The following is a 15,978-nucleotide window of genomic DNA, read 5'->3' on the forward strand; positions in this document are numbered from 1 at the left end:
TCAAAAAACTTCTTCAAGGCTCGGAATGTTCCGGAACAAACGACCGCCGGACTGCACAAATATCGCCCATTCACGCGCAGTATGCGCGCTATGCCCACCGCCGGACAGAACATTCGGTCGGCGGTGTGTGCGTGCTCAAATATCGAGCTTAAGGACCCGGACGGAGGCTCCGGCGTCGAGAGCGGGCGAGTCTGCGGGAATAACCACGAGGCAGTTCGCGCGCTGAAGAAACTTGACCAGCCCGCTGTCCTGCTTCTTGAACGCCGTTACACGAGCCGGCACGCTCGACACGTCAAGCTCGCCTCGCATGTAGTGCTCGCGGGGACCGTTCGCGGGAATAGAGTCCGTTAGAACCGCATCGAGCGCCTCAAATGGCGTCTCTCGTCCAAGCAGGCGACCGATCAGGGGGACTAGGAACACACGCGCGCAGATCATCGCAGAAACAGGATTGCCCGGCAGTCCCACGCAATATTGTCGACGGCCGCTGATTTGCCGCGAGCCGAAGAACAGGGGTTTTCCTGGGCGCATCGCAATCTTGTAGAAATCGAGTTGCGCACCCGCTTTCTCAAGCGCCGGCCGCACGAGATCATGATCGCCGACGGAAGCCCCTCCGCTTGTTACCAGAACATCGGCGTCCTCTGCAGCAGAGATGAATTCATCCAGAGACGCGAGGGAATCGCGGGCGATGCCAAGAAAGCGCGCTTCGCCGCCAGCCGCTTCTACGACCCCGGACAGGCCATAGGCGTTCGATCCCGAGATTTGGCCGGGGCCAAGAGGTTCTCCCGGCGCGACGAGTTCGTCGCCAGTCGAGAGAATAGCGACGACCGGCTTTCGTGCGACGGAGAGTTCGGCATATCCGGCTGATGCCGAGATCAGAACATCGCGTGCGGTCAGCAGGCGACCTGGTTCAACGAGCACTTCACCCGCCGCGAAATCCTGGCCGCGCGTCCTGACGTTCGCGTCGCGCTGGGCTGTCTCCAGGACCGTCACCTCGGAACCAGACGCCGTCGTGTTTTCCTGAATGACGATCGCATCCGCACCCGGCGGGAGAATGCCCCCTGTAAAGATGCGTACGGCCTGTCGCTTGCGAAGCGTGTCGGTGAATGGCCGCCCAGCCCCCGCTTCGCCAACGACTGTGAGCGTGACCGGAACAGTTGCGACATCTTCAGACCGGACGGCGTACCCATCCATCGCGGACGCGTCGAACGGCGGATTGTCGACCTTTGATGTGATGGCTTCCGCCAGGGTGCGACCGCGCGCGGCGAGCAGGCCTACGGACTCCGACGGCAAAGTTGCAGCACTATCGAGAATGCGCCGGAGGGCCTCGGAAACGGGCAGCAGAGCCATCGTCAATCACCTGCGGGACGCGAGCCCGCTTTGTAGGTTCCCGATTTGCCACCTGCCTTCTCGAGAAGGCGGACATCGGAAATCACCATGTCCTTGTCGACAGCTTTCAGCATGTCGTAAAGCGTGAGGCATGCGACGGACACCGCCGTGAGCGCCTCCATCTCCACTCCGGTCTGGCCAGATACCTTCACCTCGGCGGTGACGCGGATACCGGCCGGCGCGTGCGTCGTTGCGAAGTCGACAGTCGCTTTGGTGATGGCCAGGGGATGGCAGAGCGGGATCAATTCATGCGTGCGCTTTGCAGCCATGATTCCAGCGATGCGTGCGGCGCCGATCACGTCGCCTTTTTTCGCTTGTCCTGTTTCGACGAGAGCCAAGGTCTCCGGCCGCATGGCGATGAACCCCTCGGCGATCGCATGGCGCGCCGTCACTGCCTTATCGGAGACGTCGACCATCCGGGCGTCGCCTTTGTCGTCGATGTGCGAGAGTTTGCTCATGGGGAAGCGGACAGAAGCGTCTTCGTTGCCCCGGCGACGTCGGCCTGACGCATCAGGCTCTCACCCACGAGGAAGGTGTTGACGCCGACTTTTGCGAGGCGCGTAAGATCTGCCGGTGTGAAGATACCGCTTTCGCCGACAACAATGCGATCTGCAGGAACAAGCGGTGCGAGTTCCTCTGTCGTTTCGAGTTTCACCTCGAAGGTCTTGAGATTGCGGTTGTTGATGCCGATGAGACGGCAATCTAGCTTCAAGGCGCGCTCGAGTTCGGACGCGTCGTGCACTTCTGCGATGGCATCCATGCCCCAGTCTTTCGCAGCACTCGCGAGGTCTTGCGCGATGGCGTCTTCGACCTCCGCGAGGATGATCAGGATGCAATCGGCGCCCCAGGCCCGGGCTTCTGCGACCTGATAGGTGTCGATCATGAAGTCTTTGCGCAGCACCGGCAGTTTCACTGCTTCGCGCGCGGCCGTCAGGAACTCAGGTGCGCCCTGGAACGACGGCTGATCGGTGAGCACGGAAAGGCATGCCGCGCCGCCGGCTTCATAGGCCTTCGCGAGCGCCGGCGGATCGAAGTCGGCGCGGATCAAGCCCTTCGAAGGCGATGCCTTCTTGATTTCGGCGATGAGCGCGGGTTTCTTGTTCGCGTGTTTGGCGGCAATTGCTTGCGCGAACGGACGAACGTGCGGAGCGGAGCGGGCATATTCGGCGATCACGCGCAGAGGTTTCAAAACTTTGGCCCGAGCTATTTCCTCGCGCTTGTAAGCGGTGATCTTATCGAGGATGTCGGCCATGGGTTCACACTCGCTCGTTCGTCACGGCGACCAGCCGGTCAAGAGCACGCGCCGCGCGTCCACTGTCGATTGCTGCGGCAGCCAGCTCGATGCCTTGGTTCAAACTCTCCGCCTTATCTGCAACGACAAGTGCGGCCGCGGCATTGAGCAATACAATGTCGCGGTAGGGACCCGGCTCTCCATGGAGCAGCGCGTGAATGGCGGCTGCGTTGGTTGCGGCGTCGCCCCCCTGCAGCGCTTCGATGGTGCTGCGGGGCAGACCCGCATCCTCCGGCGTCAATTCGAAGGCGTAGATATCGCCGTCCTTCAATTCGGCAACATACGTAACGCCCGTCGTCGTCAGTTCATCCATGCCGTCGGCGCCGTGAACAACCCAGGTATGGAACGATCCGAGCTTGCGAAGCACTTCCGCAATTGGCTCGACAAGGTTACGGCTGTAGACGCCAAGTACTTGGCGCGTCACTTGGGCTGGATTGCAGAGCGGCCCGAGGAGATTGAAAATTGTCCGCAGGCCAAGATCGGCTCGGATCGGCGCCCAGGCCTTGAACGTCGGATGATAGAGCGGCGCCCAGAGGAAGCCCACACCGGCATCCGCAATGGCGCGGGATACAACGACGGGCGGCACGTCGAGTTTCACCCCGAGCGCAGCGAGAACGTCCGAAGCTCCCGATAGCGACGTCACGGCGCGGTTGCCGTGCTTTGCCACGATTGCACCAGCGCCCGCAGCAACGATCGTCGCTGCAGTGGAGATATTATAGGTGCCGCGGCTATCGCCGCCAGTACCCACGATATCGATCGCTCCCGGCGGCGCGTCGACGGTTGTCATCCGGCTGCGCATGAATTTTGCCGCGCCGGTGATCTCTTCCGTCGTCTCGCCACGAACTCGGACTCCCATGAGAAAAGCACCCATGACAACCGGTGGCGCAATGCCGGACATCAGCAGGTCGAGTGCCTTCTGCATGCCTTCGTCGCCAAGGGTTTGGCCCTCAGCGATGCTGTTCATGAGGTGCTTCAGTTCGCGTGCCGGATTGGCGACGATGGCGGTTGTTGTCACGGTCAGGCTGCCTTGCGGCTCTTGGGCGTCAGCCCCGCGAGTTCGAGGAAGTTGGCAAGCAGCGCATGGCCCTGCTCGGAGGCAATGCTTTCCGGGTGGAACTGCACGCCATGCACGGGATGCGATTTATGCTGCAGTCCCATGATGAGCCCGTCGTCGGTTTCCGCCGTCACTTCCAGACAGTCGGGTAGCGTCGCCCTGTCGACGATCAAAGAGTGATAGCGTGTGATCTCGAAGCGTTTCGGCAGTCCCTTGAAGATGCCCTTGCCAGTATTCGTAATCGTCGACAGCTTGCCGTGCATTGGCGTCGGAGCCCGCACGACATCCCCGCCGTAAGCCTGTCCGATTGCCTGATGGCCGAGGCAAACCCCGAGGAGCGGAATCGTCGGCCCGGCCTTCTTGATGAGGTCGAGGCAAACCCCAGCCTCGTTGGGCGTGCACGGGCCTGGCGACAGCACGATGGCCTCCGGCTTCTGCGCCATGACTTCGTCGGCGGAAACCTTGTCGTTGCGAATGACCACGCTTTCGGTGCCAAGCTCGCCGAGATAATGGACGAGATTGTAAGTGAAGCTGTCGTAGTTATCGATCAGGATCAGCATATTGGCCCTTCGTGTGCCGGCGTCGTACTCACACGCTGCCCTTCTAGCAGACGTGGGTGGCGTCGCGACAAGGAAATATGGCTATCGGGGCCAGCGATTCAAAGTAAAGGCGAAATCAGCCTTTGTCGCGGTCGCGCGGGGTTATGAAGGTTTCCAGGTGCCCTGACGCCGGGAGCAGTTCATGCCAAGAGGCTTGCGGGAAAGTAAACATCGCCAAGGCAGCAGTCGGAAACTTGTCTTCAAGACGGGAGATTGATTTGGCGTCCCCTGTGCCGGTCAGGAACAACGCCAAACCGTGCATGCCGGGATTGTGCCCTATCATCAGAACTTTTTTTGCGGAGGCCGGCACCGCTTTGAGCAGGCCATAGAGCGTTTCCTGACTCGTGAGATACAACTCCTCGTCGAAATCGACCTTGACGTCTTTCACGGCGTTGGAAATCAGCGACAGGGTTTCTCGTGTGCGCCTTGCTGGCGAGCACATCACGAGGTCGGGCATGAAATTGAGTTCCTTCAGCGCCTGGGCCATCAACGGCGCAGCCGAACGTCCGCGCTCGTTCAAAGGCCGATCGAAGTCCTCGATGTCGGTCGCATCCCAGCTGGATTTGGCGTGTCGGAGGAGGGCGAGGGAAAGCATTGCGGCCTTGGGCTGGCGTTGCGCGGCGGACGAACCTTATAGCAGCTCGTCGGTGTCGTTAAGCGGTAGGCCATAGATTCGCGCTGGCGTGATGACAAGGTCCATCTGCGATGGAATACCTCCTGGCACCAGTTTTTTGGCTCTTCGGCTTAGCCGCCAGCATCCTCTGGTGGATTATCGTGCAGTTCCTCTGGATCGTGCTCTGGCTTATTTTGCCTCTCGCGATCGCCGCGTTTTTCGCATTGCGGCTGGCCGAGCGCGTTTTGGGCCAGGAGAAGGTGAGGGGCTGGGTCAGGGCTCGCACCCAAAAGTACGGTGCTTCTGCCTCCAAGACCGCACAGCGCTGGGTCTTCGCACTTGGCGCGCTTCCGATCCGCGTTCTGTTCTGGCTACCGATCTACGCGATCTGGCACAGCATGGTCAGTTTGCTATGGCGGCCGAAATGGTCGCCATGGCAGCGCGCCTGGGGCAAACGATGGAAGGCCGAAGCAAAACCCAAGCCGCGGTGAGGTCGGCTCGGCTGATGATCAGTTTGCGCGCGGCGGAATGTTCGACGCCTGTGCGGCGAATCGCACCGCTTCCTCGGCGGCTCGCACCACGGCCTTGGCTTTGTTGATGCACTCGCGCTGCTCGTTTTCGGGCACGCTGTCGTGGACCACACCGGCGCCTGCCTGTACGTGGATCATCCCGTCCTTCAAGATCGCGGTGCGCAGAATAATGCAGGTATCCATTTCGCCGCTGGCGGAGAAATAACCGACACATCCGGCGTACGGACCGCGCTTGGCTTTCTCGAGTTCGGCGATGATCTCCATGGCGCGAACTTTCGGGGCGCCGGAAACCGTTCCCGCGGGGAAACCAGCCATCAGGGCGTCGATCGCATCGTGGTTAGCTTCATCGAGGTTGCCGATGACATTGGAGACGATGTGCATGACGTGGCTGTACCGTTCGATGACGAACTTGTCCGTCACCGTCACCGTCCCGGGCAAGGACACGCGGCCGACGTCGTTGCGGCCGAGATCGAGAAGCATCAGGTGCTCGGAGCGCTCTTTCGGATCAGCGAGCAGGGCGGAGGCCAGAGCTTTGTCTTCAGCATCGGTGGCTCCGCGGTGGGTTGTGCCCGCGATCGGTCGAATGGTGACGACGCCATCGCGCGCGCGAACAAGAATTTCCGGGGACGAGCCGACGAGTTGGAGGGTGCCGAAGTCGAGATGGAACAGGAAGGGCGAGGGATTGAGCCGACGCAACGAGCGATAGAGGGCGAAGGATGGCAAGTCGAACGGCGCAGAGAAGCGCTGCGAAAGGACGACCTGAAATATATCGCCGGCCTTGATGTACTCTTTGGCTTTCGCAACCATCGCCATGTAATCAGCAGGCGAGGTGTTCGATTGCGGTTCCTGCAGCACCGGCGCCGACGATCGTGGTGCGGCTGTTGGCGGAACCGGGCCTGCAAGTCGCGAGATCGTGGTCTCAAGTCGCAACAATGCAGCGGCGTAGGCATCTTCCGCGGGAACATCGGGATGAGGCCGGACCGGCGTCACCAGGATCATCTCGTCCTTGACGTTGTCGAAGATCAACATCAGCGTCGGCCGGATGAGGATCGCGTCGGGAACGCCGAGCGCGTCCGGCTTCATTTCCGGCAAATTCTCGATCAACCGAACGGTGTCGTATCCCATGTAGCCGAAGATGCCGGCGGCCATGGGGGGTAGCGCCTCTGGGAGCTCGATCGCGCTTTCCTGCAGAAGATTGCGCAAGGATTGCAGAGTTGGCCGATCGTCGCGCATGTACGCGTCGGGATTGGCCTCCGGCGAGCTGTTGACTTCTGCCGTATCGCCGTTCGCCTTCCAAATGAGATCGGGCGCAAAGCCGATGACTGAGTAGCGACCGCGCGCGGAGCCGCCTTCAATGGATTCCAGCAGAAAGCTCATCGGCAGCCGATCCGCGAGCTTGAGATAAGCCGATACCGGCGTCTCGAGGTCGGCGATGAGACGAGCCCACACGACCTGCGATTTGCCCTCATCGTAGCGTCGCGCGAAGGCATCGGCGGCCGGGCAGACTTCCATTGCGGGCGATGCCGTAAGCGTGCTCACGTCAATCTCACTCGTCGCTGACGCCAAGCACGGACTTGATCTCAGCCTCGTTGACAGTCGTTCCGAGGCGCTTCTTCAAAGCTTCGGTGTATTCGGTGAGTGTCTGGTTCGCGAGTTGGCCCTGAAGCTGACGGTTGAGTTCATCCGTTTCGGTCAGGGAGGCAGCCGGCGCCGGAATGATGTCTGCGACCTGGAACACGATTTCCGTCGTGTGGTCAGGTGATTCACCGAATCCCGCTTTGCCTTTCGCCATGGCGAAGGCTTGTGCGACGACGCTTTCGGAAATGCTTTGCGGAATGGTTTTACGCGTGATCGGCTCGGTCTTTTCGACCTTGTTCTTGGCTTCGGCTTCGATGGCGGAGATGGGAGTTCCGGCGTTGACGCGATCGGCGAGCTTTTTCGCAAGCTCCTCCAGCAAGCGATGGCGTTCGGATGAAAGATAGTCGTTCTTGACCTCTTCCTTCACCGTATCGAACGGCTTCTGCTTCGGCGCTTCCGTCGAGACTACGTTGACCCACGCGTAGCCGTCGCTCGACAGCTCGATGCCGGCATCGTCATTGTTGCTGTCGGGAGCGAACGCTCGCGAGATGATCTTGCGAAGATCCGGTGTTTCCATAACCGGCTTGCCGTCAGGTCCAAGACCAGTGGCATCAACGGCGGGAATCTCCTTGAAGGTGATTTTCTGGGCCTCGGCGATTTCCTTCAGAGATTTGCCCGCAATCCGGTTATCCTCGATCTCGTCGTGCTTGTTCTGCAGCTCCGCACGCGCCTTTTCAGTGGCGAGCTTGTCACGAACCTGGTCCTTCACGTCCGCCAGCGTGCGCGTGACGCCTGGCTGTATTTGCGTGACGCGCAGGATCACGTCGGCAAACCGGCCCTCGATCACATCCGAATACTTGTCCTTCTCGAGCGAAAAGGCTGCGTCGGCGATCTTGGGATCGATCATCGACTTCTTGGTAATGAGGCCGAGATCGACATCGGTGTCCTTCGCGCCCGCTTCCTTGGCGACGTCAGCAAATGACTTCGATCCATCGCGCAATGCTTTTAGGGCAGCTTCGGCAGCGGCCTTGTCCTTGAACGAGATCTGCTGGATTCGCCGCTCTTCCGGCGTGTCGTAGCTCGCTTTACTGGCCTCGTATGCCTTTTGGATCTCGGCGTCGCTGATGTCGATGTGCTTCTTGAGGGCGTCGACGTCGAGCATCAGCACCTGAACGTTGCGATACTCTGGCGTCATGTATTTCGATTTATCTTTGTCGTAGAGTTCCTTGAGCTTTGCCTCAGTCGGATCCGCGACGGTGACCGCATCAGGATCGATCTTCACCCATTCGATGACGCGCTTCTCGTTGTTGTAGGCGTGCATCAGATCAAACAGCGGCTTTGGGATCGTCTGGCCGGCGATGAAAGATCTGACGATTGCGGCCCGCAGTTCATCCTTGCGCCGCAGATCGAGGAAGCCGCGCTCGCTCAGGCCAATCTGGCGGAGCAGGTTATCGAAATTCGCCTTGGAGAACTTGCCGTCGGTCTGGAAGTCGGGGTCGGCCTGGACGCCATCGACGATGGTCTTGTCGGACAGGGCGAGGCCGAGCTGATGCGCGTGGGCTTCGATCGCCGCGCCAGCAATGAGCTGTGCCAGCACCCGCCGGTCAAGTCCGAACGCGCGGCCCTGTTCAGGGGTGATCCGTTGTCTCGCCTGCTGCGACACGCGATCGATTTCGTCCTGGTAAGCACGGCGGAATTCTTCATCGGAAATCGACGTGCTGCCGACTTTCGCTATGGCGCCACGACCCCAGCCGGTGAACACGTCATGGACGCCCCAGATGCCGAAGCTCAGCACCAATAATCCGAACAGCAGCTTGGCGACCCGAGTCTGGGCGCCGCGTCTGAGAGCTTCAAGCATGCGTAAAGACGTCCCGTTGATGGAAGCGTGACGCTGCCGCGCGGGAAGGCGTAGGCTCACGAGCTTCGGATGGCGAATGTCCGCGCGGCGCGCGGGGGTGGTTCGGCGTGATATGAAGCGCAGCCCGTTTCGGATTGCAAGCGTGGCGCGGATGAGGTTACGGAGTGTTCACCGATGCGGGGCCTCCGGAGAGGCCGTACGAGCGTCCGCAGCACGAGGGCAGCATGGTGAAAGACGGGCGCGGGATTCGGCCGCTGATCGCGGGAAATTGGAAAATGAACGGCCGGAAGGCGAGTCTAGCCGAGGTTCTGGCGGTTCGCGATGCCCATATGGGTCCGCTCGCTGATCTCCCGGTAGACATCATGATTGCCCCTCCGGCGACCCTGATCGCACCATTTGCTGCCTCGGCGGAGGGGAGTGGGGTGCAGTTGGCTGGTCAGGATTGCCATCCTGAGCCGAGTGGGGCCCATACGGGCGATATTTCGGCCGAGATGCTGCGAGACGCGGGCGCAACTGCCGTCATCGTTGGCCATTCCGAGCGGCGCGCGGACCATGGAGAGACGAGCGCTGAGGTCCGAGCAAAAGCGGAGGCAGCCCACCGCGCCGGCCTCGTCGCCATCGTTTGCATTGGAGAGACCAAGGATCAGAGATCAGCCGGGGAAACTGTTTCTGTGGTGTGCGGGCAACTCAAGGAATCTGTGCCTGCATCATCCACGGCAGCAACTACCGTCATCGCCTATGAGCCAGTGTGGGCCATCGGCACCGGTCTCACGCCAACGCCTGACGACGTGAAAGCAGTTCATGCCGCAATCCGTAGCGATCTGGTCACACTCTTCGGCTCAGAAGGCGCTAAGATGCGAATTCTCTACGGCGGTTCGGTGAAACCGGATAACGCGGCAACGTTGATGGCCGTGGAGAACGTCAACGGCGCTCTCGTTGGAGGTGCCAGTCTCAAGGCGAGCGATTTTCTCGCCATAGTTCGTGCCTATGAAAGGTGAGTGATGCTGATTCCTCGCCGTGCATTTATTTTTGCAGCCATTTTCGCTCTTCCGCTTGCTGCGGCCGCTACCCAGGCCAAGATCGACGCCGATACCTGCAGCTCGCTGCGCCTGGAGCAAATCAAGTTCCGGCAATCCGGCATCCTTGACGATATCAACAAGGGCGCTGACTGGGCGAAGGCAAACCTCCCGGCAGATCGCCTGCGCGACATCGAGCATTACATGCTTCTTGACGAGCAGGTGAAGTTCGGCTGCCGCGATGCCAAGCTTTCACCGGAAGCGCAAAGGGCAAGCGAGGCCGCGGCCCGGATCGAAATCAATTCGGACGCCGACCCGACTGCCCCGGCAGCAAAGGACCCGCCCAAGCCTGGAGGCACTGCCGATAAGGCCGGTGACAAGAAGGCCGCTCCCAAAAAGGTGACAAAGAAGAAGGCGAAGCCTTCGGAGGCAAAGAAGAGCGCTGGCAAAGGCGACACGGGTGATCAATCGAGCGCCGATACCGCAGCGCCTAATCCCCCCGTCATTGTACAATCGGAAAATCCGTCATCTGGAGCGTCGTCGTCCTTTGTCGGAAATTCTTCGTCGGAAAGCTCGTCGCTTCCCGCCTTCGGCTTTGGTGAAATGACGGTTTCGCCGCATTCGGGGCCTTGAACACGCTCTTAAAGCTCCCAAAGTCACGAGGCGGCACCGCCGACGGCGGCGGTCCCCAGCGCGTTGGAAGCCGTGGGGGCTGGCGACCCGCGCAAGGGTAGTGTATAGCGCGACCCCTGCCGCACTTATCGCCCTTCTCGGCTGATCTGGAACTGGATTTTATGGCTACCGTCCTTCTCGTTATCCACTTGATGATTGCCGCGATCCTCGTCGGGGTTGTGCTCCTGCAGAAATCCGAGGGCGGCGCCTTGGGCATCGGTGGCGGTGGTGGCGGTGGCTTCCTGACGGGCCGCGGGACAGCCAATCTCCTGACGCGCACCACGGCAGGTCTTGCGGCCGCTTTCTTCACGACCAGTATCCTATTGACAATCCTGGCCAATCACTCGACCCAGCGTGGCTCTATGTTCGGCAGCTCGCCCGCTGCGACGGCTCCCGCGGGCAACGCTACGAATGGTGGGGCGGCGAAGCCTGAGCCTGGCCGCGGCGGCATTTTAGACAAGCTGGAAACACCGCGCGCTCCGCTCGTCCCGCAGAACCAATAGTCCGCTGATACAACACACGCTGGATTTGTGTGCGTGGCCTAAAGCTGGGCCACCGTCGGTGCTGGACCCGTGTCGAGTTCCCTGCAAAAGTGGACGCCACTTCGGGGGACGGACATCATGGCGAACATTGGCGTGGGCAGAACTGCGGCTGGGCGGAGCATAGCCCGACGGGCTTGGATTCTCGGCGTCGCCTCGGCTACGGGCCTGGCAACGGCTGGTTGCGGCGCCAGCCTGTCCAGTATGACGACGGCGTCCGTGACCGATTACCAGGCTGCGAACCTCTTTGCGCCGGCCGGCTATAGCGTTGCTCAGAATGCAGACGGCAGCATGCATATCACCGCTGCGGGTTCGCCGAGCACGCCAGCGGATCGACTGGCAAAAATCGCGATGGCCGCGGCCGCCGATTACGGCAATCAGCAGCACCAGAAGACATTCACGGCGACGCCTCCCGCCACGAGCTACAAGTGCGGCAAGACGAAAACGACGGATAAGGGCCAAGTCATTGATATCAAGCCGCTGGATCTGCGCGTGGTGTCGATTGACGTTACCTATGGCCGCGACGGCATAGCCCCGGCCGCCCGGAATACGCGGGAAACGGCCGAGCAGCTGAAGGCCCAACTTGCCTCTGAAACCGTGCCTCCGGACGTGCAGGCCGCGGCAACTCAAGAGGTTGCTCAGCAGTGTGGCCGCGTCTAGCTCGGTTGCTTTCTGAGCGTTGCGACCTTTTCGATTGGTGAAGGTGCAAAAAAGCCGCTTCCGAATCCGGGGTCGGCTGTGCCAGAACCAAGGCCCATGCAGCGGTATATCTTCATCACCGGCGGCGTGGTCTCCTCTCTCGGCAAAGGCCTAGCGTCCGCCGCTCTTGGCGCGCTTCTTCAGGCGCGCGGCTATTCGGTTCGGCTCAAGAAACTTGATCCCTATCTGAATGTCGATCCAGGGACCATGAGCCCCTATCAGCACGGCGAAGTCTTCGTAACCGATGACGGCGCCGAAACGGATCTCGATCTCGGGCATTACGAGCGCTTCACCGGCGTGCCGGCGAAACGGTCGGATAACGTCACCACGGGGCGGATATACCAGGACATCCTCGCCAAGGAACGGCGAGGCGATTACCTGGGTGGCACCGTGCAAGTCATTCCGCACGTCACCGACGCCATCAAGAATTTCGTTCTTTCTGGGAACGAGGATGTCGATTTCGTTCTGGTCGAGATTGGCGGCACGGTGGGCGACATCGAGGGCTTGCCGTTCTTCGAGGCCATTCGCCAGCTAGGCAACGAGCTGCCAAGGGGCGCGTCCGTTTTCATCCACTTGACGCTGATGCCCTACATTCCATCTGCGGGCGAGTTGAAGACGAAGCCGACACAGCATTCGGTAAAGGAACTCCGTTCGATCGGCATTCAGCCAGACATCCTGCTGTGCCGATCGGATCGCGACATCCCCGTCAGCGAGCGCAAGAAGATCGCGCTGTTCTGCAATGTCAGGCCGGAAGCGGTGATCCAGGCGCTCGACGTCGCCTCCATTTACGACGTGCCGCTCGCTTATCACCGCGAAGGCCTCGATCGCGAAGTGCTGCACGCGTTCGGCATCACCGGGGCGCCGAAGCCCGATCTCACGCGCTGGGAGACGATCTCGCGCGCTGTTGCCCATCCGGAAGGACAGGTGACGATCGCGATCGTCGGCAAATACACCGGCCTCAAGGATGCGTACAAATCGCTAAACGAAGCGCTCGTTCATGGCGGCATTGCCAATCGCGTGAAGGTGCGACTGGAGTGGATCGAGAGCGAAATCTTCGAGCGCGAAGACCCCGCTCCGTATCTTGAGGGCGTCAATGGCATTCTTGTGCCGGGCGGCTTCGGCGAGCGCGGCTCCGAAGGCAAAATCCTAGCAGCGAAATTCGCACGCGAACGGCAAGTGCCATACTTCGGCATCTGCTTCGGCATGCAAATGGCGTGCATCGAGGCTGCGCGGAATCTCGCCGGCATCAAGGAAGCGAGCTCGACCGAGTTCGGTGAATCGAAAGAGCCCGTCGTCGCCATGATGACGGAGTGGATGCGTGGCAACGAACTCGAGCAGCGTCGTCAAGGCGGCGACCTCGGCGGCACCATGCGTCTCGGCGCGTATCGGGCGGAGCTGGCTGAAGGCAGCCACATCAACAAGATCTATGGATCGGCGGAAATTTCGGAACGCCACCGGCACCGCTATGAAGTGAACATGCGGTATCGCGCTGATCTGGAAAGAGCGGGTCTGCGCGTTGCTGGAACTTCGCCTGACGGCCTGCTGCCAGAAACGGTCGAATATCCGAACCACCCGTGGTTCATCGGCGTGCAGTATCACCCTGAGCTGAAGTCAAGGCCCTTCGAACCGCATCCGCTGTTCGCGAGCTTCATTGGTGCGGCAGTCGTGCAGAGCAGGCTTGTGTAGAAACCGCTCTCCGGTCCACATTCGAGAAGGTCGGAGAACGGAAAGCGAATGGTTTCTTGGCATTGGCGGCAGGTGCAAGTTATCCGCGCGTTGATCGTGCTGATTGGAATTTGCTTGGTCGGCGCGCCTGGCCGCACCCAAGAAGCCGTGGCGCTTGCGATGGAAGGATGGGCGCAAACGACTGGCGCCGACGGCGTCGTTTCCTACCGCTGCTCCAGCGAGCTTTGCGCCGCTGGCGCGGTCGTGAGCTACAAATCGCAACCTCATCGCGCTGCGCTGACACTCGCTGAATTCGAGCAGCACCATCGAAATCTGGCGGAGCGCTACAAAGGTTCCGGCCGCATCCGCAATGTTCGAGTAAGCGAACCGCGCGAGCGCACCGTCGAAGGCGTTCGCGTCCTGCAAATCGAGCGGGAAGTTGACTGGGACAATGGCACTCGGACGTTTTCTATCGAGGCGCGCCTAATCGGCCCCGACAAAAGCTTTTCGTTAGTCAGCGATTCCGCCAAGTCCGAGTGGACCGCGAAAAACTTCGAAGGTTTTCTGATTCCGATGGCGGATATCGCCGGGATCAAGAATGCCCGTTAAATAAAGCTCAGTTACTCCGTGCGTTGGAAAGCCAATCTCAGGCTCTTCGCGCCTGAGAGCTGCGCTTCCTCTTCCATCTTGGCGTCAGTCGCCGCCAGGAGCTTCGCGACCGTGTTGTTTCGAATGGCTACCGGATTGCGTTCGTAGCCGCCACGCTGGAAGAAATTTGAAGTTGGCACCTTTTTGCGAAGGTCGTCCGGCATGCTCACCATGTCGAAGCCATTGCCGTCGCCGGTCAGGTTCATCATCTCCAACTCGGCAGCCGTTAGAGGCGCATCGTAGCCCTTGCGCTTCGCATAGATCACAGAGGTCAGCAGCTTGTGAACCTGCAGCAGTGGGCCGATGTCGACATCAAGGATGAGGGCGTGCACGCCCAGACCCTTGTCCGTGGCCGCAAGACGGCTGTGTGCAGCCCAGCGATCTGGCACGCTGCGACTGAACGCGATCATTTTCTTCAGAATGGCAACTTTTTCGAGGAGCCGTTCTCGTCGCACATCATCCGCGCTCTGCGCCTTGTCGCGCAGCGTCGCGACAATAGTATCGCCGGCTTCGGCTAAGAGTTCGATGCTGTTCGTCGTCAGGAGCTGGTTGTAGCCGAGCGCCGTGGTGATCGCGCGTGCGCCGGGCCGGTCGTATTCCAATCCCGCCTGCACTGCATAACCGCCGGCGCCTCCGGATTCGAAGGCGTAGATCTTGACGCATTGCTCGGATGTCAGTCCCGCCGCGAGGGCAGCTTTCGCATAAGCTTGCGCATAGGCTTCGTCGCTGATGGGCCTGTCAGGCACGAACTCGAAATGCTTGCGTGCTTGCTCGAGAAAGTCGGCCACGACTGGAACGTACTCCGCGTCAGCGTGCGGCTTCTCGGGATCGATTGGTTTTGGTGGCCCGGTGTAGAGCGGCGGTTGGTTGAGTACATAATCACTTGCCGAGGGACGTTCGCCGCCGTGTTGGCGCGCGATCCGCCGTTTCCGCTTTTCGTTGATTGTAGCCCAATAGGGTGCTGCTTCTTGTTCGTAGGCCGCCCGCGCCATCGTGTAGATCGCGAGCTTCTCCTTGTACGCACGGATTTGCTGCGCGAGATCGTCAGCGTACGCGTGTAAAGCGAAGATTGGACACAGAATGAGCAATGCCGCGGTCGTCAGCGATCGCACGCCGTTAGCTCGCGTCATCGTCGTTCGCAATTTCATCCAACGTCCTTTTGCCAAATTACGCTCAGTGCCCTCTTGCCGCTGCAATCGCGTGGCGTTCTCTTACAAGCGGGATGTGAACTTTCTTATGTTCAGAGTGGATCAATCCCAGGGGGTCATCATGTTCAGTCGTGAATCACGCTCCGAAACGCGCGCAGAAAACCCACGCCAACCCGCACCCGTCGCCCCGCCGCCAAGGTTCTCCGGTCCGTTGGGTGTCGTATCGAACAACTCGTCACCGCCTTATGCACCCGTTTCCGCCGATCGGCCGACGTCCATTCTCGGGCCGGACATTTCTATCTTCGGGGAGCAGCTTATCTTAAAGACGAAGGGATCGCTGCTGATCCAGGGCCACATCGAAGGAGATGTTCACGGTGAGGCTGTGACGGTCGATGATGGTGCGCATGTGAAGGGCGTCATCACGGCGCGGACGATCGCCATTCAAGGTGGCGTCAAAGGGGAACTCAAGGGATCGAACGTGATCCTGCATGAGCATTCGGTGGTCGAAGCGAATATCGTGCAAGAGAAATTGACGATCGCGGAAGGCGCGCATTTCGAAGGAAGCGTCAAGAAAGCCAAAGACGTCAGCGAAGTAACTCCTGATCTTTCGTGACCAAGCGAACTCCTCCGACAAATAATCCCGGCGCAGCCGCGCCGGGATTATCATTATGATTGTTGCGGT

At 60.4% G+C, this 15,978-nt stretch carries 17 protein-coding genes; 8 read left to right on the forward strand and 9 right to left on the reverse strand.

Features of this window, described 5'->3' with window-relative positions; translation table 11 throughout:
• Window positions 1–135 precede the first annotated feature (135 nt).
• The 6 genes from glp to EKK30_RS16190 all read right to left on the reverse strand — a co-directional run bounded on the left by glp (window position 136) and on the right by EKK30_RS16190 (window position 4,925).
• Complete coding sequence (gene glp, locus EKK30_RS16165) at window positions 136–1,347, reverse strand: gephyrin-like molybdotransferase Glp (RefSeq protein ID WP_290986596.1); 1,212 nt, start codon at window positions 1,345–1,347, stop codon at window positions 136–138.
• Window positions 1,348–1,349: 2 nt separating this feature from the next.
• A complete protein-coding gene (gene moaC, locus EKK30_RS16170) occupies window positions 1,350–1,844 on the reverse strand; it encodes a cyclic pyranopterin monophosphate synthase MoaC (protein ID WP_290986598.1) in 495 nt (164 codons plus the stop codon).
• Complete coding sequence (gene trpC / locus EKK30_RS16175) at window positions 1,841–2,638, reverse strand: indole-3-glycerol phosphate synthase TrpC (protein WP_290986599.1); 798 nt, start codon at window positions 2,636–2,638, stop codon at window positions 1,841–1,843. The genes moaC and trpC overlap by 4 nt, the downstream gene beginning before the upstream one ends.
• A 4-nt stretch (window positions 2,639–2,642) precedes the next feature.
• Window positions 2,643–3,641: an anthranilate phosphoribosyltransferase gene (gene trpD / locus EKK30_RS16180; RefSeq protein ID WP_290986646.1), complete on the reverse strand. Its 999-nt coding sequence runs from the start codon at window positions 3,639–3,641 to the stop codon at window positions 2,643–2,645.
• Between the two features lie 53 nt (window positions 3,642–3,694).
• The gene (locus EKK30_RS16185) at window positions 3,695–4,291 is read right to left on the reverse strand and encodes an aminodeoxychorismate/anthranilate synthase component II (protein ID WP_290986600.1); all 597 of its coding nucleotides are present in this window, start codon (window positions 4,289–4,291) and stop codon (window positions 3,695–3,697) included.
• A 115-nt stretch (window positions 4,292–4,406) separates the two neighbouring features.
• Complete coding sequence (locus tag EKK30_RS16190; RefSeq protein WP_290986601.1) at window positions 4,407–4,925, reverse strand: histidine phosphatase family protein; 519 nt, start codon at window positions 4,923–4,925, stop codon at window positions 4,407–4,409.
• Window positions 4,926–5,035: 110 nt separating this feature from the next.
• Between EKK30_RS16190 and EKK30_RS16195 the strand changes: the two genes are divergently transcribed.
• Entirely contained in the window at window positions 5,036–5,434 is a 399-nt protein-coding gene (locus EKK30_RS16195) for a hypothetical protein (protein ID WP_290986603.1), read from the forward strand.
• Between the two features lie 18 nt (window positions 5,435–5,452).
• On the opposite strand, the gene trpE is transcribed toward EKK30_RS16195, so the two are convergent.
• Together trpE and EKK30_RS16205 are read right to left on the reverse strand one after the other, a co-directional pair.
• On the reverse strand, window positions 5,453–6,985 hold the full coding sequence (gene trpE, locus EKK30_RS16200) for an anthranilate synthase component I (protein ID WP_290986647.1): 1,533 nt from the start codon (window positions 6,983–6,985) through the stop codon (window positions 5,453–5,455).
• 34 nt (window positions 6,986–7,019) lie between these two features.
• A complete protein-coding gene (locus EKK30_RS16205) occupies window positions 7,020–8,909 on the reverse strand; it encodes a SurA N-terminal domain-containing protein (protein WP_290986604.1) in 1,890 nt (629 codons plus the stop codon).
• Window positions 8,910–9,133: 224 nt separating this feature from the next.
• Between EKK30_RS16205 and tpiA the strand changes: the two genes are divergently transcribed.
• From tpiA to EKK30_RS16235, 6 genes are all read left to right on the forward strand, one after another.
• Window positions 9,134–9,907: a triose-phosphate isomerase gene (gene tpiA, locus EKK30_RS16210; RefSeq protein WP_290986605.1), complete on the forward strand. Its 774-nt coding sequence runs from the start codon at window positions 9,134–9,136 to the stop codon at window positions 9,905–9,907.
• A gap of 3 nt (window positions 9,908–9,910) precedes the next feature.
• Window positions 9,911–10,558 carry a hypothetical protein gene (locus tag EKK30_RS16215; protein WP_290986606.1) on the forward strand — a complete coding sequence of 216 codons (648 nt, stop codon included), beginning with the start codon at window positions 9,911–9,913 and terminating at the stop codon, window positions 10,556–10,558.
• A gap of 161 nt (window positions 10,559–10,719) precedes the next feature.
• Complete coding sequence (gene secG, locus EKK30_RS16220) at window positions 10,720–11,100, forward strand: preprotein translocase subunit SecG (protein ID WP_290986607.1); 381 nt, start codon at window positions 10,720–10,722, stop codon at window positions 11,098–11,100.
• A 117-nt stretch (window positions 11,101–11,217) separates the two neighbouring features.
• Complete coding sequence (locus EKK30_RS16225) at window positions 11,218–11,796, forward strand: hypothetical protein (protein ID WP_290986609.1); 579 nt, start codon at window positions 11,218–11,220, stop codon at window positions 11,794–11,796.
• A gap of 96 nt (window positions 11,797–11,892) precedes the next feature.
• On the forward strand, window positions 11,893–13,521 hold the full coding sequence (locus tag EKK30_RS16230) for a CTP synthase (RefSeq protein WP_290986610.1): 1,629 nt from the start codon (window positions 11,893–11,895) through the stop codon (window positions 13,519–13,521).
• 48 nt (window positions 13,522–13,569) lie between these two features.
• Entirely contained in the window at window positions 13,570–14,109 is a 540-nt protein-coding gene (locus EKK30_RS16235) for a hypothetical protein (protein ID WP_290986611.1), read from the forward strand.
• Between the two features lie 11 nt (window positions 14,110–14,120).
• Here EKK30_RS16235 and EKK30_RS16240 read toward each other — a convergent pair whose 3' ends face one another.
• A complete protein-coding gene (locus EKK30_RS16240) occupies window positions 14,121–15,296 on the reverse strand; it encodes a hypothetical protein (RefSeq protein WP_290986612.1) in 1,176 nt (391 codons plus the stop codon).
• Between the two features lie 121 nt (window positions 15,297–15,417).
• On the opposite strand from EKK30_RS16240, the gene EKK30_RS16245 reads away from it, so the two are divergent.
• Window positions 15,418–15,909, forward strand: a complete 492-nt coding sequence (locus tag EKK30_RS16245; protein ID WP_290986613.1) for a polymer-forming cytoskeletal protein — start codon at window positions 15,418–15,420, stop codon at window positions 15,907–15,909.
• Window positions 15,910–15,978: the final 69 nt, after the last annotated feature.

This window comes from Hyphomicrobium sp., from assembly GCF_003987855.1.
Classification (GTDB): Bacteria; Pseudomonadota; Alphaproteobacteria; order Rhizobiales; family Hyphomicrobiaceae; genus Hyphomicrobium_B.